The following is a 22938-nucleotide window of genomic DNA, read 5'->3' as shown; positions in this document are numbered from 1 at the left end:
TCTCATTGATTCTTTTTAAAATTACTCAATCTTCTGCTGTGTGCCGTTTATGACACAACAAATGATTATTTAAAACCTGTTGCAGCCATTGCCAGCGTTGTATCAATCATGCGATTGGCAAAGCCCCACTCATTATCACACCACACGAGGGTTTTGATCAGGTGCTTCCCGCTGACCCTGGTTTGCGTGCCATCCACAATGGCACTATGGGGATCATGGTTAAAATCCGTTGATACCAACGGTAAGTCAGTGAAATCCACTATACCACGAAACTCTTTGACCGCTGATTTTTGCAATAGTTGGTTCACATCCGCAACACTCACGGCAGCACTGACTGTCACGCTCAAATCAATGGCAGTCACGTTAATGGTGGGAACCCGGACAGAAATTGCCTCAAACCTGTCGCTGAATTTAGGAAAGATGCGTGTGATCCCCGCTGACAATTTTGTATCGACAGGAATGATGGACTGACTGGCCGCCCGGGTGCGACGCAAATCGCGGTGGTAAGCATCAATCACAGGTTGATCGTTCATGGATGCATGAATTGTTGTCACCGTACCCGATTCAATGTTAAACGCGTCATCCAACAGCTTGATAATCGGAATAATGCAGTTTGTCGTACAGGATGCATTGGATACAATGCAGTCTTCCGCAACCAATGAATGGTGGTTTACACCATATACCACGGTAGCATCCAGATCATTTCCTCCCGGATGTGCAAACAGGACTTTTTTGGCTCCGCTAGCGATATGGGATTCCCCATCCGCCCGTTCACCATATTTCCCCGTGCAGTCAAGAACAATATCAATGCCCAGTTCTTTCCATGGCAAAGCAGCAATATCCGGTTGATGGAACAGCCGGATATTGTCATCCCCTACTTGCAATAAATCATTATTCAGGCGTACATCCCATGCAAAACGCCCATGACTTGAATCGTATTTCAATAAGTGAGCGATACCTTCGGCATCAGCCAGCTCGTTGATAGCAATCACTGAAATTTCAGCACGACGCCCGGATTCGTATAAGGCACGCAAAACGCTGCGCCCTATCCTTCCAAAGCCGTTGATCGCAACTCTGATTGTCATGTTACTCCCTGAATTTCTCTGTAGCCATGCGACCGCTTAGGATAACTGAGCAGCTGCAACTTGTACGGATGATTCATCACAAAATTAATCAGATTGTGACAGATAAGACATTTTGCTCACAGCTCAATACAATAAACTGAAACGGTTCAGCCACTATAAAAGCAGACTACGAGAAAAAAAGTTCAATGGCAAGCATCATTAAACATATTGTGAAGCAAAACTGAATAAAAAAAGAGCGCATCCGCTCAAAAGTTGATGCGGATGCGCTTATACCCGTTGTTTTTAAATCCATTGGGTATGCTGTCTCTTTTGCTGATTATTTCAGCAAAGATGTCGCTTTGGCTACTACGTTTTCAACAGTGAAGCCAAACTCTTTGAACAGAGCATCGGCTGGCGCTGATTCTCCGAAAGTGTGCATACCTACGATAGCACCATTAATGCCAACGTATTTGAACCAGTAATCCGCGATACCCGCTTCTACAGCAACACGCGCAGACACCGCCGCAGGCAGTACCGCTTCACGGTATGCAGCATCCTGCTTGTCGAAAGCATCGGTGGATGGCATGGAAACCACACGCACCTGACGGCCTTCGGCACTCAGCTGTTCTGCCGCTTTCACAGCCAGTTCAACTTCAGAACCCGTTGCAATCAAAATCAGCTCAGGCTGACCGGCACAATCTTTCAGGATGTAAGCCCCTTTCTCGATATTCGCCAATTGTTCAGCAGTACGTTCCTGCTGAGCCAGATTCTGGCGGGAGAAGATCAAAGAAGTCGGGCCATCTTTACGTTCAATCGCATATTTCCACGCAACCGCAGATTCAACCTGATCACATGGGCGCCATGTGCTCATGTTTGGTGTTACGCGCAGGCTGGCAATTTGTTCAACTGGCTGGTGGGTCGGGCCATCTTCACCCAGACCGATGGAGTCATGGGTATAGACAAAAATGCTGCGGATCTTCATCAGTGCAGCCATGCGCACTGCATTGCGGGCATATTCCACGAACATCAGGAAGGTTGCACCATAAGGCACAAAACCGCCATGCAAGGCGATACCATTCATGATTGCAGACATACCGAACTCACGCACACCGTAATGAATGTAGTTGCCGTCCTGCACTTCATTCAATGGCTTGGAGCCAGACCACATGGTCAGGTTACTTGGTGCCAGGTCAGCAGACCCCCCCATGAATTCAGGCAGAACTTTGCCGAATGCTTCCAATGCGTTTTGTGACGCTTTACGGCTGGCAATGGACGCAGGGTTCTGTTGCAGGTTTTCAATGAATGCTTTAGATTCCGCTTCCCAGTTTGCAGGCAGTTCACCGCTGGTACGACGGCTGAATTCGGCCGCCAGTTCCGGATGCGCTTTTGCGTAAGCAGCAAATTTTTCATCCCACGCACTTTCTTTGGTTTTGCCTGCTTCTTTTGCATTCCAGCCAGCGTAAATATCCTGAGGGACTTCAAACGCAGGATGTTCCCAACCCAGCGCTTTACGAGTGGCTTCAATTTCTGCATCACCCAGAGGTGCGCCGTGACATTCTTCTTTGCCTGCTTTGTTTGGTGAACCAAAACCAATGATAGTTTTGCAGATCAACAGCGACGGTTTGCCGGTTTCTGCATGTGCTGCGTCAATGGCGGCGGCAATGGCGGCAGAGTCATGGCCATCTACGCCACGGATAACATGCCAGCCGTATGCTTCGAAACGCGCTGCAGTATCATCAGTGAACCAACCTTCTACTTCACCATCAATGGAGATGCCGTTGTCATCATAGAAAGCAATCAGTTTGCCCAGTTTCAGCGTACCCGCCAAAGAGCAAACTTCATGGGAGATACCTTCCATCATGCAGCCGTCACCCATGAAGACATAAGTGTGGTGATCGACAATATCATGCCCCGGGCGGTTGAACTGCGCTGCCAGTGTACGTTCCGCAATCGCAAAACCTACCGCATTGGCGATGCCTTGTCCCAATGGGCCTGTTGTGGTTTCTACGCCAGCAGTATAGCCATACTCTGGGTGGCCCGGCGTTTTGGAATGCAGTTGACGAAAGTTTTTCAGATCATCAATGGAAACATCATAACCCGTGAGGTGCAGCAAACTGTAAATCAGCATGGAACCGTGACCATTGGACAACACGAAGCGGTCACGATCTGCCCAATTAGGGTTGGAAGGATTGTGATTCAGATAATCGCGCCACAGCACTTCAGCGATGTCAGCCATTCCCATCGGTGCGCCAGGATGCCCTGATTTTGCTTTCTGCACAGCATCCATGCTCAAGAAGCGGATAGCATTAGCAAGGGTTTTACGAGTGGTCATTCTTTACTCCAAGTCGGATAAAAGCGTTAGTGAACTAAGAACTAATTTTCGCAGTGCAGCATACAAACCGCAATCATTAATGCCGGATAAAATGCCGGCTAAGAAAAACTATCTTAATTTCCATTCAGCATCAATTCTTTGATTTACCCCGTTGTTTTGCTGACTTTTCAGGCTGAAACAAACAATGGCAAACAAGTTTGCGCAATAAGAAATAATTTCACAATATGATTTGCGCAATAAAATGCGATTTGCTCAATAAATAGAAAGTCTTGTATTAAACACGATACACAATGGGTTAATCAAGGCTAAAAACACGAGTTTTGCTACCCGGTTAACACCATGATCTGGCAGTAATAATACTTTTCACCTGAACACATTTACGTGTTCAGGGAGCGGTAAATTCCATAGTTTTCATCATCAAAACAAACAAGGTTAATTTGTAAGATATCCGGGTTGTCAGACAAAGCGGAATACACCGACTCTAACGCGATTTCAGCGGCCAATTTTTTCGGGAAACGATAAATACCGGTACTGATATTGGGAAAAGAAACGGTTTTAATCTTGTACTGTTCAACAAGATCGAAACAACTCAAATAAGATCTTTTCAACAGCTCCGGCTCATCATGGTTTCCATCATTCCAACGTGGCCCAACCGTGTGAATGACATATTGAGCCGGTAAATTTCCGGCTCCGGTGATAACCGCATTTCCCACACGACAACCGCCTTGTTTCGCACGAATTTTCATGCAGTCTTCCAGGATAGCGCGCCCACCAATGCGATGGATCGCGCCATCAACGCCGCCGCCACCGAGCAAAGACGTATTGGCCGCATTGACAATAGCGTCAGCCTGAATTTTGGTAATATCACCCTGAACTATATTTATCCTATTGATATGCATGGCTTCATCCCTCCTATATTTCCATATCCCTGGCAATCATTTTATTGTATGTTATTTAACCACTCTGACCACCAAATTCAATAACAAATAACAAATGACAAATATCAACCCAACTTTAATCCACACTCCAAGTATTGTGCGCTTGAATACCATTCATACAAAACGAAACGAATTTATAAATTTGCTGCATGATTGTGTCGACAGCGGAGCATCCATCGGTTTTATCGCCCCATTGGAAAAAAACGAAGCCGTAGAGTACTGGCAAAGTATTGAAACTGAGCTTCAATCTGGTCATCGTCTGCTGTTAGTTGCATTGGAAGAGGACAACATTGCCGGAACAGTACAACTCTCTTTGTGTCAGAAAAAGAATGGGCTGCACCGCGCTGAGGTTGAAAAGCTGATGGTGCATACAGCTTATCGGCAACGTGGAATAGGCAAAATGCTGATGGCTGAATTGGAACTCTTGGCGAAACAGCATCAGCGTAGTTTACTGGTTTTAGACACTCGAACACATGATCCAGCTTCAGCGCTATACCGAAAATGTGGGTTTACCGAAGTCGGGCAGATCCCGCATTTTGCCCTTAATTCCAGTTACGAATACTCCGGCACAACCTATTTTTATAAATTGATTTGAGATTTCGGAAAGATAACAGAAAAAACTCCCTTCTCAACCAGCCCAGTATAATGAATCATATATTGGGCTGATAAATATTTTCTCATAAGAATTATATTGAAATGAAATAATTTTCAAATATAAATAAGTCATTACTACATTAGAAATTAACATCATAAAAAACAGCATGAAATATATAACGCAAAAATAAAAACCTGAATTAATAACAATTAATCATTACATGATAAAAAAAAGAAATTTGAATTAAAAGAAACGAGATTGCAATCTATTTTTTAACATTGCCAAATAATCATTAAGGGAAGGACATGAGAAAATTACTATTTTTATTTTCTTTGCTTTTAATTGGATTCTCGGTAACTTATGCTAACACGATACAATTATCATCAGGTGACCAAGTCGTTAAAAATTTGAATCAATGGTATAACGATAATAAAATCAATTGTGGAAATGAAAATAGCCCTGCATTTTTATGCTCTGGGATTTTATTACGGGGAACCGTCGCCTCTGATAAATATCACTCTTGGAACCTGAGTCCATTCTCTCAGGATATTGGTGGCGTCTCATTTTCCTACTTAAGAAGTGATTCCAAACTCCTTTCACTTGCTTATAATTATCAGAATGGTTTTATTTTTCACCCTTATTTACTCGATTCAGAGGGTAAAACCCACCCCGAGGTGCTTTGTTATTTTCCTGATGATGCGGCCTCTGGCTACAGAGATGGTCACAGGTGTGGAGCGACTCCCGGCTTACCACACAGCGCGCCTTGCCAACAACAACGCATTACAACAGCGCAGCAATGGATACAAAACTATCATCATAACCACCAGAATGACAGTGCGCAGTGTGGTTTCGACGTTAAACTTCAGACTCGTGGCAATGCCGATGCCTTCATGCAAGGCATTCAGGCCCGAACACAGCTTGAAGTGCAAGAGAATAATGAAGCGATTCTGGCAACCTGGCCTCAGGATATCCCTGATCAATTGCCGATTGAAGCCTTCTTTTATATCGCGGGTGTTTATGGTGGGTTACAAGGAGCGCAGCATGACCAACGAGATTTTTATGGTTCAACAGGAAAAGTCATACCAATAGTACAAATAACGTTGCCTCCCAATTACACTCAGGATGCCACTTTTACCTACTCTGACTCCGATCAGGCTATCCCCAGCCAGAACTAACCCGCTGGCTCATGTGTAGAATATGTTATATATGCCATTTTCGGCAATGGCATTATTTCAATAACACAAAATTTCAACAACACAAAAAAGAAAAAGCCCCGAGTTAAAAACTCAGGGCTTCTAAATTCTGGCGGTGCGGACGGGACTCGAACCCGCGACCCCCGGCGTGACAGGCCGGTATTCTAACCAACTGAACTACCGCACCGCATGGTGTTCTGGTTGAGAACGGGATGGATAATACGGTTACCCACTTAATCCGTCAATCACTTTTTATAACAAAATGGTTTGTTTGCGCAGTTTTTCGCCTCAATGTCAAATTTATCCCATTCTGCTACTGTTTTACTGATAACTGTTTTATCAATAACTGTCTTACCCATGACTGCCTTACCAATAACTGCCTTATCAATGCAGCTGCTCGGGGTTTTCCGGGCTTGCACGCCAAAGACAAGTTCCCCCTTTCTTTTCCACCAGATCCAAACGGGATTCATGCTGGATTAATTCTTCATCAGAAGCATAGATCACTTTCAAACCTGACTGAGGCCGGGTAACTTTCTGAACTTCAGCCACAACAGCACTGCCTGAAGAATCACCGTCCATCGAAAATGCCAAAGAAGTTTGGCCACCGGTCATCGCCAGATAAACATCGGCCAAGATTTCGGCATCGAGTAATGCCCCGTGGAGTGTTCGTTTTGAGTTATCGATATGGTAACGATCACACAAGGCATCAAGGTTATTGCGTTTGCCGGGAAAAAGTTTCCTGGCCAGCATCAGGCTGTCTGTAATAGTGCAGAAATCAGCAGTAGGCGGAATATCACGATTCAGCTTACTGAACTCATAGTCCATAAATCCGATATCAAACGTTGCGTTATGAATAATTAACTCTGCGCCACGAATAAACTCAATGAATTCATCAGCAATATCTGCAAATACAGGTTTATCTTTCAAAAACTCATCACTGATACCATGAACTTCAAAGGCCTCAGGGTCAACCAAACGTTCCGGTTTCAAATAAAGATGAAAATGGCGTCCCGTCAGGCGACGGTTGATAACTTCCACAGCACCAATTTCGATAATGTTGTGTCCCTCATAGTGAACACCTAACTTATTCATACCGGTTGTTTCGGTATCAAGGACGATTTGACGGGTAATTGCAGTGCTCATAGTATTTTTTTGTGTCAGACTTAGAGTTTGATTAACGATGGTATAGGAAGAGTCTACCAAAGATGAACAAACAGGTAGAAATTTTCACCGATGGTTCTTGCCTTGGCAACCCCGGCCCCGGAGGATATGGCGTTTTGCTCCGTTATCTTCAGCATGAAAAAAAAATGAGTCAAGGTTATTTTCGCACAACCAATAACCGCATGGAGTTGATGGCCGCGATTATCGGTCTGGAAACCCTTAAACAACCTTGCACCGTGATCCTCACGACTGACAGCCAATATGTCCGACAGGGAATCACCCAATGGATCCATAACTGGAAAAAGCGAGGCTGGAAAAAAGCAGACAAATCTCCTGTTATCAATGTCGATCTCTGGCAACGGCTTGATAAAGCTATCTTGCAGCATAAAATAGACTGGCGCTGGGTTAAAGGCCATGCGGGTCATCATGAAAACGAGCTGTGTGATGAACTGGCACGTGCAGCCGCTAACAATCCGACCCAAGCCGATCATGGTTATATTGACAATGAGAATTGAACAACGCTAATAACGCCGGCGAAAATTTTTTATTGCTCCCAGTGCATTACTGAATTTAGGCTTCAATAAAGCAGCCCTCATGGGATTCAACGTCAAAGGTATTGTCCGCTTGCGGGCAATTATCACATTCAAACAACCGAATACTGACTTATACGTGTTATTGCTATTTTGCCACGGCAGTGCATGAAAGTTAGCATGATAAATCACCTCATAATTCAGAAGCCGAAGCCAATCCAATTGTCGGTACATAGAAAACATCTGCGCATTGCAAGAGAACTGATGAGACAAAGGTGAAATTATTTTCTTTAATCCGGCTAAACTCATCGGATTAAATCCACTGATAATTAACCAGCCATCATCAATCATGATGCGGTCTATTTCTCTCAATAACCAATGAGGATCGATGCTATAAGTCAATAAATGGGCCAACAAGCAGGCATCAACAGATTTAGTGGCAAAAGGGAGATAATGAGGATCAGTTATCACATTCATGCTGTCCCCTCGCAATCCTACATTGACCTGATGGCTTATCAAACAGGAGCGGCTATCAATTTCCGTGCTTAATTGGCCGATTTTCAGCAAATGAAAGCCAAAAATTTTTGGCCACCATGGTTCCAATTGACGTTCCAGAGCCACACGGTAATACTCTCCCCAAGGTAACTCAGCCCAAGAATCAGGTATTATTATTTTCTTGACTGAACGTACTAGTTGCATGTCATCTTCCTTTCCAACCAATGGTAAATCGATTACGAAAAAATGAGGCATATCATGGAGCTTATCAGGATCCCTGTACTTTCAGATAACTACATTTGGTTACTTTGTGATGAAGGCAAACATTGTGTCATTATTGACCCCGCTGAATCACAACCAGTCATTAATATTCTAGCAGCAAATGAAATTATACCTGTGGCTGTCCTGCTGACACATCACCACCATGACCATGTCGGTGGTGTAGCCGGTTTACTCAAAAAATATCCCGACTTACCCATCTACGGCCCGGAAGAAACCCGAAATAAAGGCGCCACACATATTGTTAATGAACATGACGTCGTAAACGTTGAACAATTTTATTTCAACGTCATTGGGTTGCCGGGCCATACACTGGGTCATGTCGCATTTTATCAGGCACCCTATTTATTTTGCGGGGATACCCTGTTTTCCGGCGGTTGCGGGCGTATTTTTGAAGGTACAGCCGAGCAGATGTTTGCCTCCATCGCGAAAATTTCATCACTGCCCGATGATACCTTAATCTGCTGTGCCCATGAATATACCGCTGCAAACATGGCATTTGCGAAAACCATCCTGCCTGAAAATCAGGTTATTGACGATTACTATCATAAAATCATTCAATTACGTGAGAACAATCAAGCAACCGTCCCTACAGTTTTACAGACGGAGAGAAAAATAAATATATTCTTAAATTGTCACGACATTGATTTACAAAAAAATATCGGCATTAAACCTAATTCAATACCACTTTCTTCTGTTTTTCAGCAACTAAGAGGTTATAAAGATAATTTTTGATCCTGTTGGGTTGTCTTCTGCTTGATTGCTCAGTATCATCGCTCACCTTTTAGGCAAAAGTGAATCGAGACATGAAGACAAAAGCGATCTTGTTCGCCTCTGTTTTGCTTGCTGGGTGTCAGTCGGGCTTGCAACCAAAAGTGCCCTCCCAGCAACAAACACAAAAACAGAAAATGTCTTCGACGAATCAGAAAACAGGCGACATTGCAGAACCAGAAAAAACTGCAAGCTGGAAGGTGAGTCCAACAGCCCAACAAGATTTGTGGGGACACATCCGTGATGAGTTGAAGATGGAAATTCCTGATCATAACAGGGTGCGTGAAGAACAAAATTACTACCTTAAGCATAAGAGTCATCTCCAAAATGTGGCGTCAAAAGCAGAGCCGTATCTTTATTGGATAGTTGAGCAGCTTGATAAACGCGATATGCCAATGGAATTAGTATTCCTGCCCATAGTGGAGAGTGCTTTTAACCCTCATGCTACGTCTTATGCCAAGGCCGCTGGTTTATGGCAGATTATCCCCAGCACCGGCCGCTATTATGGCCTGACACAAGATAAGTGGTACGATGCCCGTCGGGATATCGCCGCATCAACGACAGTTGCTCTGGATATGCTGAACAGTCTGAACAAACGGTTCAATGGTGATTGGTTATTAACCATTGCTTCTTATAACAGCGGTGAAGGCCGGGTCATGCGAGCAATCAAGGATAATCAGGAAAAAGGAAAACCGACGGATTTCTGGTCCCTGTCATTGCCACGGGAAACAATGCACTACGTTCCCAAGATTTTGGCGTTGAGTCATATTGTTCGCCACAATGAAAAATTTGGTTTCAAGTTGCCAAAACTCAGCAATCAGGAAGCACTGACCAAAGTTGATGTCGGGCAACCCATCATGTTGTCCCAAGCGGCTGAATTATCCGGATTATCTCTGACTTCGCTCAAAGCCTATAATCCGGGTTATAAACAAGGAATGACCTCTCCTTACGGTCCGTATTACATCATGTTACCGAAGAAGAATGTTCACCAGTTTAAAACTTCGCTGACCGATAAAAACACCTTGAAAGATATCCGTCTGGCTGTTGTAAACAATACCCGTAAGGTACAACACCAAGGCCAATACACAGTTCGTTCTGGAGATACACTGTCAGCGATTGCGAAACGCTTTAATACGAACCATCGTGAGTTGCAAAAGTTGAACAACCTGAAAACAGCGGATCACCTCAGGATTGGGCAAGTACTGAAAATTGATAAAAGTAGTCCCATTACCTACCGGGTACGCAAAGGTGACTCCTTTTCCAGCATCGCCAAGCGCCACGGCGTCAACCTCAATGATCTGATTAATTGGAATAAAAATATCAAAATCAAAGAGATGAAACCCGGTATCGCGTTAACTCTTTATCTCAATTAAGAACATCATGTCACAACATGCCGCTCCCTATTCTATTAGGGAGCTTACTCCCGTCGCCTTTCCCAATCAGAGCATTATTTTATCTCAAGATAAAAATTGGTATTCATATTTTGATGCGACAACTTCAATGTAACTATCATATCCGATAATAAGATAATGCTTTAGGTTGAGTCCATTACGAGGGTCATAACGCTTTCCTCGCTCTTCAAGGATTTTAGAATTGGCCAATTCATAAAAATGCGGATCTGCTGAATAATTGTTTTTTCTCCAGAAAGCCATTCCGTCATTTCCAGCAACATTTTCAATAATGAAATCCGAATAATGGAACTCCCAAAAATTGACAGTCGTACATCTTAATTCAGCAACACTCACAAAATTTATCACTATCTCACGATAATGATTATTTTCAATATCCTCTCTTTTTTGTGCATCAATCCTTAATTTCATCCCGCCTGATTCGGTATAAACTGTTTCTAAATCTGTGGTTGAAATCCTGAAATCAACCTTTTCTGGAATGAGCTTCATAACCATATTATTTCTCTCTATACTACCTTTTTCTATTTTCATCCAATGCCATAAAGAAGGTATCGTAACTCAGGACATCTACTTTTTTAAGGTAGACAAGTCTATCAATAAAAATAGCGTCACTATGAATTCTTTTAATAATATTATTGTATGTATCAATATCTTCATTAAAGTAATCCACAAGATATTTCATCTCATCAAAATCAAAATTTAGGATATAACATACATAGTTTTGAATAAAAACACTAAAAATATAGTTTTGGTATGAATCTTCATCGCTTCGCAATAATGCATTTTTTAAAAGTCTAAAAATCGACTCCCTATCTGAATAGTAACTCTTCAAGAAAAAATCGATATTATTGACATAATTAAGTATAATGCTTAATTCCTCATCATCAGGCAATTTCAGTTTTTTACTTTTTCCTTCAATGACTTTGATTAAATCTAAAGTCAGATATTTGAATTGCTCAATATCTTGGGGTTTGACCTCCAGCTTATCTTTATAGCTGGAATATCTTTCAATATAAAAATCATGGTATAGCCGAAAATAATCGGAAACTTTAACATTGGCATCAGAATAAAAAAGGTCTTGCCCCCTGAAACTAAATGCCTCTAACGTTTCTTCATTAACCGGATGTGTATAGAGAAAATGCCAAAAAAAGAAATCCCTAATTTCTTCTTTTTGTTTCTTCGTTAAATAATCACTGTTATTAATATGGGAAAGCTGGAGAAAGGAATAACCTTTCATGAAAACATTCATATCAGAATACTGCCCATACCCGGGTACTAACGTACTATTTATCGTCCATAACATAAACTGGAATGTGAGTTCTTGGTATATATTTAATTCATCAAAATACTTCTTTTCTTATTGTCAATTAATGCATTATCACTTTAATAAACAATGGCGACATCATTAATTACATAAATTACAATAATGATAAAATAAAATCAAAAAATTTATTTTGTTTCTCTTTGGACTTAAACCAAACCCCATTTCCTATTGAGAAGCGAAAAACATTGAAGCATAAAACCATGATAACAACATAACGCCGTTTATAGTGAAGGATAAAACGGAAGATGACATGGCAGGCTTTAAATATCTATGTAAAATTGATAACAAATAATTACAATATGTAATTAATAATCTAATCTGATCTGATAAAACACCCCTTTACGATATATTGTTGATGATAGTTTATTCGTTACTTTTTTAATTTAAATACAAATAACAATTAAACATGTTGAATAGCGCCTTTAGTTAAGTATAAACTCCAAGATGATTCGTTCAAAAAATAAACTCATCAGTTAAGTATATTATAACCATCTTATCCAATATGTTATTGGATCTTGACTATCTGATCACATAACCCTTACTTGTATCATAGGTATTTTTATGAAAAAACTTGCAATTTTAATGGCATTCATTTCAGGGGCAGCATTTCATTCTGCAATGGCAGCAGAAAAAACGGTTGAGCTACAAAAATTCACAGCTGTTAATGCACAGAAAGGAATTATTCTCACCATCAAATGTGCTGATGCTTCATCTTTAAATGTCAAAGGATCACAATCAGCCATCAATAAACTTGATATCGCTTTTGATGGCAATATGCTTAATTTAATTAACGAAGCTAACAACAAAGATAATTCATTCTCTGAACGCCTTGATATTACTTTATACACCAATCAACCACTGAATAATATCTCAATTAAACAAGGGGTTAAAGCAAAAGTAGCAGCTTGTGCTGTCAATAGTGAAAAACTGAAAGTCACCGGTGAAATGGGAAGTCAGATAGATGTTGAAGGTCAAACTAAACATTTAGGTCTGGAGTTAAATATGGGGGCAATATTTAATGAGCCTGCTCAGAAATTTCGCGCCGATTCCGCTCAAATCAGCTTAAGCATGGGTGCCAAAGCCTCTCTTTGCCATATTCCAAACATTACCGGTTACCTGACCGCCGGAGCCAGTATCTCTGTCGATAAAGATGCAGTCGTCAAAATCAAAGATAATATTACCAGTCATGTTTCCACAAGTTCTTGTTCTTAACGATTAACCGCTAAAATCTTCACGAGTGCGGGTGGTAACGCAGCGGCTATTGCGCAATATCATGCTGGCCAGCTATTCCCCGCTCTCTTTTAGTCGGTGTGGTATCTTCGTAAGTGTAAAATATCCCTGTGAAGTACCGTGAATATTATTATAAGAGATAGTTGCTTTTATAGTTAAACACAGAGTTACTATTCTGTGTCAGAATTCAATAAATAAGGTAATGGCTGAATAGTCAATGAATGACCTTCATCACCATACAAACGAAATATATTTCCTTCATTCATATCATTATTCATGACAACCTGAATCCAAATCGTATTATCAGCCATTTTTACCGCCGACAGAATTGTTCCGGTTCGACGCCAGCTTGCACCCAGCTGCCATTCCAATTCATCTCCGGCAACAGGAAGATAACCAGAACTTCCGGCTAACCAATACATAGCCCGTTTATTTACACCACGATATTTAGTCCGCGCTATGGTGGCTAATCCCATATACATGCCTTTATCAAAACTAATGCTGCCTTCAATGGCCTGAAGATTAATGGCTTGCGGAGTAAATTGAGCACTGGTCACGGCCTCAATGACAGGAAAACCGGCTTCAATATCCAATGCCAACCACTGCTGACTGTCATTTAATGATGGCCGTAATTTTTCTATTAATTCCGTGGCCATTTCCACATCTGTGACCAATAAAAACCGCTCTGCTGGCCGGAAGAAATAAAGTAATGTTGTTGATCCCAGCTGAACCACTGGGTTAGCTGCATCTGGCAGGCTCGGAAACAATACCGACAATGATTCCCGACATTTTTTACCCGCAATACCGAGCAAAATACTTTCTTTATCTTCAGTCAGCGTGACTTTAGAAAATACAGCATATTTCTTTAATTCCGTCAGTTGCATCTCAAGAAGGTTATGACGTGCAATATAAGAAAATCCATCGTGGCGATGAAATAACCGCAAATTACTCCACACTTTTCCTTTAGCATCACAATGAGCGGCTAGTACATGCTGATTATTGCCAAGTAAATTGATATCTGCGGTAACTTGACCTTGTAAATACGGCTGGCTGTCAGCACCGGTGACGGTTACTACTCCCCACTCTTCCAGCGGCATCAATGTTAACGGAAGTAAAGCGGAAGAAAGAGGAGGAGACTGAATTAATTTCGAAAACAGTTTTTGATAAACCATAATAATCCCTCTATCAATAAACAAGTTTAAAAAAATACGCCGTGACTGGTATATGAAAATACAGTTCCTATATCCACCATAAATATGCCCGTCGCCTTCCGAAGGACCGCGTTGCTGGCATAGCCCCTCGGTATTAATGAGAGGCTTATTAAAATCCATTGCCTATAGGAACTGTTATCCACCATTAATTTTTAATTCAAAGAAGGTTTAATTGTGTTGCCCATTATTTCATCGGCTTCTGCCAGATCCTGTTTTCTCTTTGTCACAGCAGAATGATTTCTTGCCAGCAATGTATATATTGTTGGCAACACAAATAATGTGAAGCACGTACCCACCAACATACCGCAGACAATGACCAGCCCGATACCAAAACGGCTATTTGCACCAGCACCACTGGCAAACAATAACGGCACCAACCCGATAACCATTGCCGCTGTTGTCATCAATATTGGACGCAAACGAATTTTCGCGGCCTTCAATATCGCCAAGCGCTTGTTTATTCCTTCTGTTACTTGTAATTCATTGGCAAACTCCACCATTAAAATCCCATGCTTACTGATAAGGCCAATCAGTGTGACCAACCCAATTTGGGTATAGATGTTTAATGTGATATGCCCCATCGCCAGTGGGAATAACGCTCCACAGATGGAAAGCGGTACAGTGATCAGAATAATCAAAGGTTCAACGAGGCTTTCATATTGTGCCGCCAACACCAAGTAAATGATGATTAAGGCAGAAAGGAAAGCAAAAACAAGGGTGTTTCCTTCTTGCTTATACTGCCGTGAATCAGACTGCCAATCATGGCTGAACCCCACAGGCAAGCTCTCGGTTGCATTTTCAATAAAAGCCACTGTTTGGCCCAATGTGACTCCCGGCGCCGGAATAGCCTGCAAAATTGCCGCATTTTGCTGATTAAATTGGGTTAATTTGTTAGGCTCAACTTTCGTTGAAACAGAAACAACAGTAGAAAGCGGGATCATATTTTGGTTTTCAGATCTCACGAAATGACGCGCTAGCGCTTCTGGTGTGAGTCGTTGACTACGCATACTTTGTGGAATGACGTCATATGAGCGGCCTTCCATACCAAAGCGGTTAATATAGTTTTCCCCTACCAGGAATGTCAGTGATTCACCAATATCCTGCATACGAATACCCAAACTGTTCGCCTTTGCGCGGTCAATACGTATTTGAACCACGGGATTGTTATAGTCGAGATCACTGTCTACCACAGCAAATAATCCACTTTCTCGCGCCCGCTGTTTAATATCCTCCATTGTTTGATACAGCACCTGATAGTCTTGTGAACTACGCAATACCATCTGGACAGGTAATCCCCCGGTAGAGCCGGGTAGTGGTGGAAGCTGGAATACAAAAATACTGCTACCTTCAACTTCTCCTACTGCCGTTTGTAACGCAGACTGAATTTCTGAAGCAGAACGCTCACGCTCCCCCATTCTGTCAAGTTAACCCCACTGTAGCCTGAGGATGGCCCGTCCGTTCCATTAATTATCCACGTACTTTTCATTTCAGGGATTTCGCTGAACACACGATCCAGTTCCCTCTGTGCTGCAAAGAAAAATTCAACGCGCGGGAATAATAATGCGCCAACCCCTCGAAAAAAGCCTCTGCCTTTCGTGCTACAAATCCCTCTTGTTGCTTCGGTTTCAACAGAAAAGAACTCATGACCGGCGCTAAAATCAGGGCGACAATCCCCGAGACAACGACCGCGCCCGCCAAAGTCAGGGTGAATTCTTTAAACAATGACCCCGTCAGGCCGGACATCAAGCCAATCGGCGCATAAACCGCAACAAGGGTAATATCCATGACAATAACGGGTACCGCAACTTCCCGGGTGCCTATCAATGCCGCTGCAACAAGTGATTTTCCTTCTTCAATATGACGATGAACGTTTTCAACGACAACAATCGCATCGTCAACAACAAGACCAATCGCCAGTACCATTGCCAGCAAGGTCAGTAAATTGATGGTGAACCCAAATGCCAGCATCAACCCAGCCGCCCCCAATATCGACAAAGGAATGGCGATAACGGGGATCAACACACTGCGCAGTGATCCTAAACATAAATAAATCACTGCAATCACAATAATCAAGGCTTCTATGAGAGTGCTGACGACTTCATCAATTGAGGCTTGCCGTTTCAAACGCCAGTTCGACGTTAACACCGGGAGGAAGCGTTTTTTGGATCTCGGGTAACTGACTTTTTATGCCATCGACGATCACCAAAGGGTTACCCGCCGGCGTTGAAAATACCCCCAAATGAACAGCCGCCTTTTGATTCATCAGACCGCTCGTTTCCGTGGATGCCGCCCCCAGTTCTACCGTCCCGATATCTTTCAGGCGAACCAGTCCATTACCATCGTTACGAATAACAAGATCACGGAACTCCTCAACGCTGGTGAGATCCGTATTGACGTATATGTTTGAAACAACATATTCCCCTTTCACTTTTCCCGGGGCAGCCTGATAGTTATTTTTCCTGACTGCGGCTGCAACATCAGCGGCTGTCAAACCCCGTCCTGCCAAACGGTCAGCATCCAGCCAAAGACGCATGGATAATTGTTGCCCACCAAATACCTGAACCTTTGATACCCCTTCTATTAAGGAAAACATCGGTTCAACCACTCTTGATAAATAGTCTGTCACCGCTGAGATGGGCAAGGTATCACTGGAAAACCCCACATAAGCGACTGCCGTTATGACTTCCAAGTACCTTTTCAATAAAACGTTGCATTATCTATTTCCTCTATTTTGGGTAAAAACAGTTCCGTCTTTTTTCTGGCTCGAATAATCAGCGGTATTTTTACTCGTTGACAGACATAGCAAAGCTGCACTATAAAACCTCAAGTTAACTTGAGGTCAATAGGAATGAAAAAAGATAAAGTCATTGATATCAGTAGGGCTTTAACGATTGGCGAAGTTTCAAAACGCAGTGGGATCTCAATTTCAGCGATTCATTTTTATGAATCTAAGCGATTAATCAAAAGCACACGCAACCAAGGAAACCAGCGACGTTTCCCTTCTGTTGTTTTACGTTATCTGGCAATTATCAAAGTTGCACAAGGTGCAGGAATTCCACTCAAAGAAATTCAGGAAGTTTTAGGGCAATTCCCCGCCAATAGCAATTTAACAGCAGACCAGTGGCAAGCCATCTCATCACACTGGAGAGATATGCTGAATAAACGCATCAAAAAATTAACAAAGCTACGTAATCACTTAAATAGCTGTATTGGCTGCGGTTGTCTTTCCCTCAACGACTGCCCATTACGCAATCCGAATGATATTTTGGGAGAAAAAGGAACAGGGGCAATTATTTTGGAAAAACCTTAAAAGCCCTATTTTTTATAGTCAGATAGAGAAGATTTTTACCAATAATAAAGATCTTCAAAAGAATACATTTTAAAGGCTAATTTATTAAACACGCCATTATATAAATAATTATATTTTTTTATTTGCAGATAACTCAATAAAAATGTAGTTTGAAACACAATATAGCGCCATTGGAATTCTCTGTATAAATGTCATTTAGTAATTATTAGAATTGTATTGTTTTCTAATTTATCAGGAGTATTCGATGAAAAATATTTTTAAAGTTTCCCACTTTGCTATTACACTCGCGATTACGACGGCCTTGACGACAACAATACCGGCTTCATTTGCAAAACCCACTAACCAACCAATTATCAGACCTACAGGATTCAATATTAGAAATTAATCTATTGTTTTTAAATGATTTTATTTAGTTCAATTATCTACCATACCCCCTATAATACCCCCATATTATTTTGTCTCTGTTTGCCTGATTTCTATCTGGTTGGTACAGCTGACAGTAGAGTTTTCATTGCAAAAATATCATCAATAAAACCAATATTGTCAAAAATGAAATAATAGTTTCAATACTATCTATCTCTTATTTTATTAAAATAGTAACTCAACTAAATTTCATTATGACCAAATTACAGCCACCGAGATAACGGTGAATACTCAACCAAATATTTATCTAAAGATTCATCATTAAGGATTTTAGCCTCAAACAATGGTTTATTTATTTCATTTAAAACTTTAAGATCCTCATGACAACCTGTATTTTCAAAAAGAAATAGCAATGCTTTATCAATAAATTCAATTTCTCTGGAATTTTTAGCCTCCACAATCAAATGTACAATTCTAGTTTTAATTTCTTTATTTTTAAAGTAGTAATTATTTTCATCTAAGTGTTCTTTAGTATAGAGAACATCTAATTCTTTGGATAAAAGATCTAAATTAAAGTAAAAATAATTTCTCATTTCATAACCAAATATATTTTATAATGAACATAAAAAACCAACCTTGTGTTTAATTAATAAGCGTAACAAATTAAATATAATAATTTAAAATGGGCTTATATAAAATATTTTCAAATTCAAACGAATCAAATAAATTGAAAACAAATGACACCGCAAGAAAAATACACCCTGATAAAAATTTCCAGTTCCGTTTAAAAACATACCATGAATTCCAAATGCTTCTAAATCGTCTCACATCATCTAACTTTTTAAATAGAACACCTCTTTCGTAATCGGATAGATATGAATTCATTATTTTTTTCTTTATGTTTTTTTCAGTTTTAGAAAAACTAGATTTATGATTAATAGAAGCAAGTTTACCAAAAAAGAACATCAAACTAAGTATGAAAGCAATTATTTGAGCTCTTTTATTGGGGATTCCCCAACATCCTATGCCAGCTAATAATGACCATTCTGCAATAGAAGAATGTTGTAATTTTTCCCACCATCGATTCATATCTCTAGCGTAACGTTTTATTCCTCGTTTTATTTCTGAGAATGCTGGTGATCTCTGACAGCGTTTCAAAATATGCTCCTTGATGATTTACTTTTTTGAAAACAATTAGTGAAAATAAATTGCCATGAGTATACAGTTAATAACTGTAAATATTTTTATGCTCATGGCTATTTGATAAACATAAACTATTCTGTAGATACTTTGCGAACTTTCCTTTCTAACAAGTCTCCAGTGTGAGGATCAAAATAACGGCTAGGCCAGATTTCTGAAGGGTGTATTCCGAGATAATTTGCAATAATCCATTCACCTTTCGGCCAAGGCCTGCTGAGAGTATTAGCTAATGTTGAAGAACTTAATCCCGCTTCACGGGAGACTGATGCTAAAGTAGTACCACGCTTACGTAATGCAGCAATAATATCAGCCTGATGCCAGTCCTTTTTAAGATCAATCATTCCTGCTACCCCTTTCCATTAATTAATTATTGATGGTGGTGATTCAAGGCAGGGTTAGCAGACCGGGAGTAACCAACCGGCGAGGCCGAAGCCTCCCCTACCTGAATCACCATTGAAAGGGTGATAGCAAGCACCACTGGTAGAAATTCCTACCAGCGGGGTTACTCTTCAAGGCTGCTAAACCTTACCATTGGATTGTGCCAATGGCGGGGTTACTTTAACTGATTGTTTTATCTATCTCAATAACTGAACTGCTAAGTTGAACGACTATAAACCCGTTCAACATAACGCCCGCGTCCGTCACCGTGTCCCAAATCCATTGAAACCAATGCTCGTGCTTCCTGATGACTAAAGCCATTCTGCCGGTAAAAACTCAATGCATCCTGCGCCCACGCATAGCGCAAACTATGAGGAGAATGGCAACCTTTTAAACCAATTTTTGTGGTATGAGTTCGCCAGTAGTTCATGGCCTGCCTGAGATCTGGCTTATCAATCAATCTGCCACCTCTCTGCTCAGCCACTGCAATGGCCTGTTCTACAGCCTCTTTCACCGCCACAATATCCAATACACGGGTTTGCCTTGGTCGGCCGCCTTTTGTACCAAAAACAACATGCAATTTTGGCTCAGGTTGTTCTAATTGTTTTCGCCAGCTTTTCAATGAAGCACTACACTGCACAGCTTCCTGAGAACGCAGCCCCATCAAACGGGCAAGCTTCAGTGTGGCTGCAAATCCGGCGTCTCGTTCAAGGGCTTTCTGGTAAACAACCTCAAACGTGGCATCAGGGATCGCCTGTTTTGTTCCTGCGCGGCTGGCTTTACTTAATCCCAATTCCTGATTACTCAAACGCGGAGACGTTTCCAGTTTCTCCCTGCCTGCCATACGGAAGATGTTACGCAGCGCAGCCATTTCATTTTGCACTGTTCGTTTAGCAACACCCTGCGATAAACGGGCATCAACGTAGTGCTCTACATGCTTGGTTTTTAAATGGCTGAGGCTTTTAACCTGAATATTCAGACTTAATAACAACGCGCCCAAACGCCCCGCGATCCGAATGCGGTCATGACAGGTTTTATGGCTGCCACCGCCCTGTCGGGCAAAAAACTTTAATTCCTTAATCAATCGACTCATCGATTTCTCCTTACTCAACCTTTCTACATGCGATCTCTGGCGCGCGACAGTACGGACAAAGCAGGAAATACCGGCTTTACCCCCTGACGAATATCTGTGCGCCAGAGTGAACGCGTGTTGAGGTATTGCGGGGTATCGGTTGAGTACGCGGTACTGCCGCCTGTATTAACAGGTCATCCCCACTGGCAAAGTTCCAGCCTCGATATCGTCAGGTTTTCCTTTTGATGATTTTTCAATCTATAAAATGCAGTGTCAGATTCACTGTGTGGTTAAGTAGGCGTGAGCCTATCATTGTCAGATTATTCTTTTGCTGCGGCGTCACTTTCAGCGGTAAACCGACAAAAAGTGACGCCTTAAATCCGCGAACAGTTAGCAACAATCGTGCGAACGTTGAAATGCCAGCAGGCACAGCAAACGCCGCAAGGTGCAGTGTCAAACGATAGTTATGCATTAATTATTTGGATGCAGAAAAGTTATCTGCTGAATATTTCAAACAGAGATCGTAGAAGTATGAATGTGGTGTATGAGAATAATTTTATGGTATGACGTGAAGTGCATGATTCAGTGTTCAATGCGCTTAGGTAACAGTTTAAAAACACCTTTTGAGGTATTTTTTAGTTTAAAAAACCTTCATTGTTAGACAAGGGGTTTATGTCTGACAATATCTGCTTCCAAAGGTGCGCAGACGTACCGCAATACTTGCTCTCTCTTTCAGGCTACGAGAGTTTTATAGCTGTTACAGCTATGTACCATCATGTGATGGTGAGTGAGTCGGTTCAGATTAACGAATTTTTAGAATTTCGACAAGAATAATTTTTATTTATAGAAATGTATAAGAGGTTATTTTTGATAAAATTTATAGCGACCCATATTTTCAACATGGAAATATAATGGTTCGCTATAAATAAAGGCTAAATAAAAATTCAAGTATGGTTATACATACTAATTGTTTCCTCATCTAAAAAACAAATTACTCGGTCATATGAAGATAAGTTCTTTTTTTGAGCGATTAGTATTTTCTTTATAAAAATAGGATTATAAAAAATTTTATTTATTAAAAAACCACAAAGCTCGCGTTCCTTTGAAAAACATTCCACAAAGTTATTAATCTCATCCATATCAAAATAAAGAATATAGCAAACATAATTTTGTAACAAAAACTCAACAAAGATATTTTCTCTATTACTACCCAATAAACTATTTTTTAGTTTCTCATAAAACTTTTCTTTATCCTTATTGTAAACATCAATAAGGACATGAAAATTATTAACAGCCTCAATTAATCCATCTTCAATATTTTCTCTTGGGAATTTAAGACCATTGGATTTCCCTTCAATATTATCCAATAATAAGGATGTCAATTTTTTACAACTAATTACCTCATCAATTGTAATTGGTATTTTATTCTTATATTCATCATAGTGCTCAACAAAGAAATCATAATACGAGTTAAAATAATCCTTAGCCAAGACTCCGCTTTTAATATGAAAAACATCACCATCTCTAATGGAAAATGCATATAAAGTTTCGTGGTTAACAGGATGTGAATATAAAAAAGAATGGAGAAATAAATTTCTTAATTTGTTTTTATCTCTTTTCGATATAGATAAAAAATCGTTTATTCTAGAAAGCTGTAAAAATGAATAATTTTTTACAAAATCCCTAGCCATATTATTTTTATTTATTTTACTAATAGATGTGATACTATTTACAGTGAACAGCAGATATAAAAAAACCTGTTCATCATATAAGTTCACCCCTTCAAATCTATCAAATAATATAGGCTTCCAATTACACTCTTTATAGTAATGTGGGTCTTCTGGGAATAAGTGATAATTCCATTCCGGAAATACGATATCATCACTTTCAATAAAAAAAAGTTCAGCTCCACCATCTTCACATTGATAATATACAAATTTATCAATTTCTCGAGAAACAGGGGATTTGCTACATTTAAAATCTATGTATTGATGAAAAAATGGTGCTAACTCCATTTTTATTTCCTTCTTTTTTTGTTGCCACCACAAGTTGATATAGAATTTACACTTATTTTCTTTATCGT

General features: G+C 40.7%; 21 protein-coding genes, 1 tRNA gene and 1 pseudogene. 7 read left to right on the top strand and 16 right to left on the bottom strand.

Annotated elements, in window-relative coordinates; all coding sequences use genetic code 11:
* Positions 1-65: 65 nt before the first annotated feature.
* The 3 genes from epd to Xsze_RS10235 all read right to left on the bottom strand — a co-directional run bounded on the left by epd (position 66) and on the right by Xsze_RS10235 (position 4295).
* Positions 66-1085, bottom strand: a complete 1020-nt coding sequence (gene epd, locus Xsze_RS10245) for an erythrose-4-phosphate dehydrogenase (protein ID WP_038237778.1) — start codon at positions 1083-1085, stop codon at positions 66-68.
* Positions 1086-1401: 316 nt separating this feature from the next.
* Positions 1402-3396: a transketolase gene (gene tkt / locus Xsze_RS10240; protein WP_038237780.1), complete on the bottom strand. Its 1995-nt coding sequence runs from the start codon at positions 3394-3396 to the stop codon at positions 1402-1404.
* Between the two features lie 377 nt (positions 3397-3773).
* Positions 3774-4295, bottom strand: a complete 522-nt coding sequence (locus Xsze_RS10235) for a macro domain-containing protein (RefSeq protein WP_038237783.1) — start codon at positions 4293-4295, stop codon at positions 3774-3776.
* Between the two features lie 94 nt (positions 4296-4389).
* Between Xsze_RS10235 and Xsze_RS10230 the strand changes: the two genes are divergently transcribed.
* A complete protein-coding gene (locus Xsze_RS10230; protein WP_084616228.1) occupies positions 4390-4929 on the top strand; it encodes a GNAT family N-acetyltransferase in 540 nt (179 codons plus the stop codon).
* Positions 4930-5234: 305 nt separating this feature from the next.
* A complete protein-coding gene (locus Xsze_RS10225) occupies positions 5235-6104 on the top strand; it encodes a hypothetical protein (RefSeq protein WP_038237786.1) in 870 nt (289 codons plus the stop codon).
* Between the two features lie 128 nt (positions 6105-6232).
* On the opposite strand, the gene Xsze_RS10220 is transcribed toward Xsze_RS10225, so the two are convergent.
* Positions 6233-6309, bottom strand: a tRNA-Asp gene (locus Xsze_RS10220).
* A gap of 197 nt (positions 6310-6506) precedes the next feature.
* On the bottom strand, positions 6507-7265 hold the full coding sequence (dnaQ, locus tag Xsze_RS10215) for a DNA polymerase III subunit epsilon (protein WP_038237790.1): 759 nt from the start codon (positions 7263-7265) through the stop codon (positions 6507-6509).
* Positions 7266-7327: 62 nt separating this feature from the next.
* Here dnaQ and rnhA point away from each other — a divergent pair, with 62 nt between their 5' ends.
* Positions 7328-7798, top strand: coding sequence for a ribonuclease HI (rnhA, locus tag Xsze_RS10210; protein ID WP_038237792.1), 471 nt, complete (start codon positions 7328-7330; stop codon positions 7796-7798).
* Between the two features lie 6 nt (positions 7799-7804).
* Here the strand turns inward: rnhA and Xsze_RS10205 are convergent, their stop codons facing one another.
* Positions 7805-8512, bottom strand: a complete 708-nt coding sequence (locus Xsze_RS10205; RefSeq protein WP_038237794.1) for a class I SAM-dependent methyltransferase — start codon at positions 8510-8512, stop codon at positions 7805-7807.
* A gap of 54 nt (positions 8513-8566) precedes the next feature.
* Here Xsze_RS10205 and gloB point away from each other — a divergent pair, with 54 nt between their 5' ends.
* Positions 8567-9322 carry a hydroxyacylglutathione hydrolase gene (gene gloB, locus Xsze_RS10200; RefSeq protein WP_038237796.1) on the top strand — a complete coding sequence of 252 codons (756 nt, stop codon included), beginning with the start codon at positions 8567-8569 and terminating at the stop codon, positions 9320-9322.
* A gap of 71 nt (positions 9323-9393) precedes the next feature.
* Positions 9394-10731: a murein transglycosylase D gene (gene mltD / locus Xsze_RS10195; protein ID WP_038237797.1), complete on the top strand. Its 1338-nt coding sequence runs from the start codon at positions 9394-9396 to the stop codon at positions 10729-10731.
* An 84-nt stretch (positions 10732-10815) separates the two neighbouring features.
* Here the strand turns inward: mltD and Xsze_RS10190 are convergent, their stop codons facing one another.
* Positions 10816-11298 (bottom strand): hypothetical protein, encoded by a 483-nt coding sequence (locus tag Xsze_RS10190; RefSeq protein WP_209435276.1) that lies wholly within the window; start codon positions 11296-11298, stop codon positions 10816-10818.
* A complete protein-coding gene (locus Xsze_RS10185) occupies positions 11279-12004 on the bottom strand; it encodes a hypothetical protein (RefSeq protein WP_038237801.1) in 726 nt (241 codons plus the stop codon). Before Xsze_RS10185 ends, Xsze_RS10190 begins: the two co-directional genes overlap by 20 nt.
* A gap of 648 nt (positions 12005-12652) precedes the next feature.
* Between Xsze_RS10185 and Xsze_RS10180 the strand changes: the two genes are divergently transcribed.
* Positions 12653-13303 (top strand): GIN domain-containing protein, encoded by a 651-nt coding sequence (locus Xsze_RS10180; RefSeq protein ID WP_038237803.1) that lies wholly within the window; start codon positions 12653-12655, stop codon positions 13301-13303.
* Positions 13304-13491: 188 nt separating this feature from the next.
* Here Xsze_RS10180 and ygfZ read toward each other — a convergent pair whose 3' ends face one another.
* Positions 13492-14493: a tRNA-modifying protein YgfZ gene (gene ygfZ, locus Xsze_RS10175; protein WP_038237805.1), complete on the bottom strand. Its 1002-nt coding sequence runs from the start codon at positions 14491-14493 to the stop codon at positions 13492-13494.
* A 191-nt stretch (positions 14494-14684) separates the two neighbouring features.
* A pseudogene (locus Xsze_RS10170) lies at positions 14685-17209 on the bottom strand (efflux RND transporter permease subunit); the annotation flags it as partial.
* Between the two features lie 171 nt (positions 17210-17380).
* On the opposite strand from Xsze_RS10170, the gene soxR reads away from it, so the two are divergent.
* Positions 17381-17842, top strand: a complete 462-nt coding sequence (soxR, locus tag Xsze_RS10165; protein ID WP_038237808.1) for a redox-sensitive transcriptional activator SoxR — start codon at positions 17381-17383, stop codon at positions 17840-17842.
* A 626-nt stretch (positions 17843-18468) separates the two neighbouring features.
* Here soxR and Xsze_RS10160 read toward each other — a convergent pair.
* The 6 genes from Xsze_RS10160 to Xsze_RS10135 all read right to left on the bottom strand — a co-directional run bounded on the left by Xsze_RS10160 (position 18469) and on the right by Xsze_RS10135 (position 22870).
* Positions 18469-18798 (bottom strand): hypothetical protein, encoded by a 330-nt coding sequence (locus Xsze_RS10160; protein ID WP_038237809.1) that lies wholly within the window; start codon positions 18796-18798, stop codon positions 18469-18471.
* Between the two features lie 70 nt (positions 18799-18868).
* Positions 18869-19363 carry a hypothetical protein gene (locus Xsze_RS10155; protein WP_244431791.1) on the bottom strand — a complete coding sequence of 165 codons (495 nt, stop codon included), beginning with the start codon at positions 19361-19363 and terminating at the stop codon, positions 18869-18871.
* A gap of 116 nt (positions 19364-19479) precedes the next feature.
* A complete protein-coding gene (locus Xsze_RS10150) occupies positions 19480-19746 on the bottom strand; it encodes a helix-turn-helix domain-containing protein (protein ID WP_038237812.1) in 267 nt (88 codons plus the stop codon).
* A gap of 254 nt (positions 19747-20000) precedes the next feature.
* On the bottom strand, positions 20001-20876 hold the full coding sequence (locus tag Xsze_RS10145) for an integrase domain-containing protein (RefSeq protein WP_038237813.1): 876 nt from the start codon (positions 20874-20876) through the stop codon (positions 20001-20003).
* Positions 20877-21108: 232 nt separating this feature from the next.
* On the bottom strand, positions 21109-21327 hold the full coding sequence (locus Xsze_RS10140) for a hypothetical protein (protein ID WP_038237815.1): 219 nt from the start codon (positions 21325-21327) through the stop codon (positions 21109-21111).
* A gap of 472 nt (positions 21328-21799) precedes the next feature.
* Positions 21800-22870 (bottom strand): hypothetical protein, encoded by a 1071-nt coding sequence (locus tag Xsze_RS10135; RefSeq protein WP_038237817.1) that lies wholly within the window; start codon positions 22868-22870, stop codon positions 21800-21802.
* Positions 22871-22938 lie beyond the last annotated feature (68 nt).

The sequence above is a fragment of the Xenorhabdus szentirmaii DSM 16338 genome (assembly GCF_002632585.1).
GTDB classification, from domain to species: domain Bacteria; phylum Pseudomonadota; class Gammaproteobacteria; order Enterobacterales; family Enterobacteriaceae; genus Xenorhabdus; species Xenorhabdus szentirmaii.
Note: the sequence above shows the minus strand (reverse complement) of the source record. Positions and strands in the feature narration are given on the sequence as shown.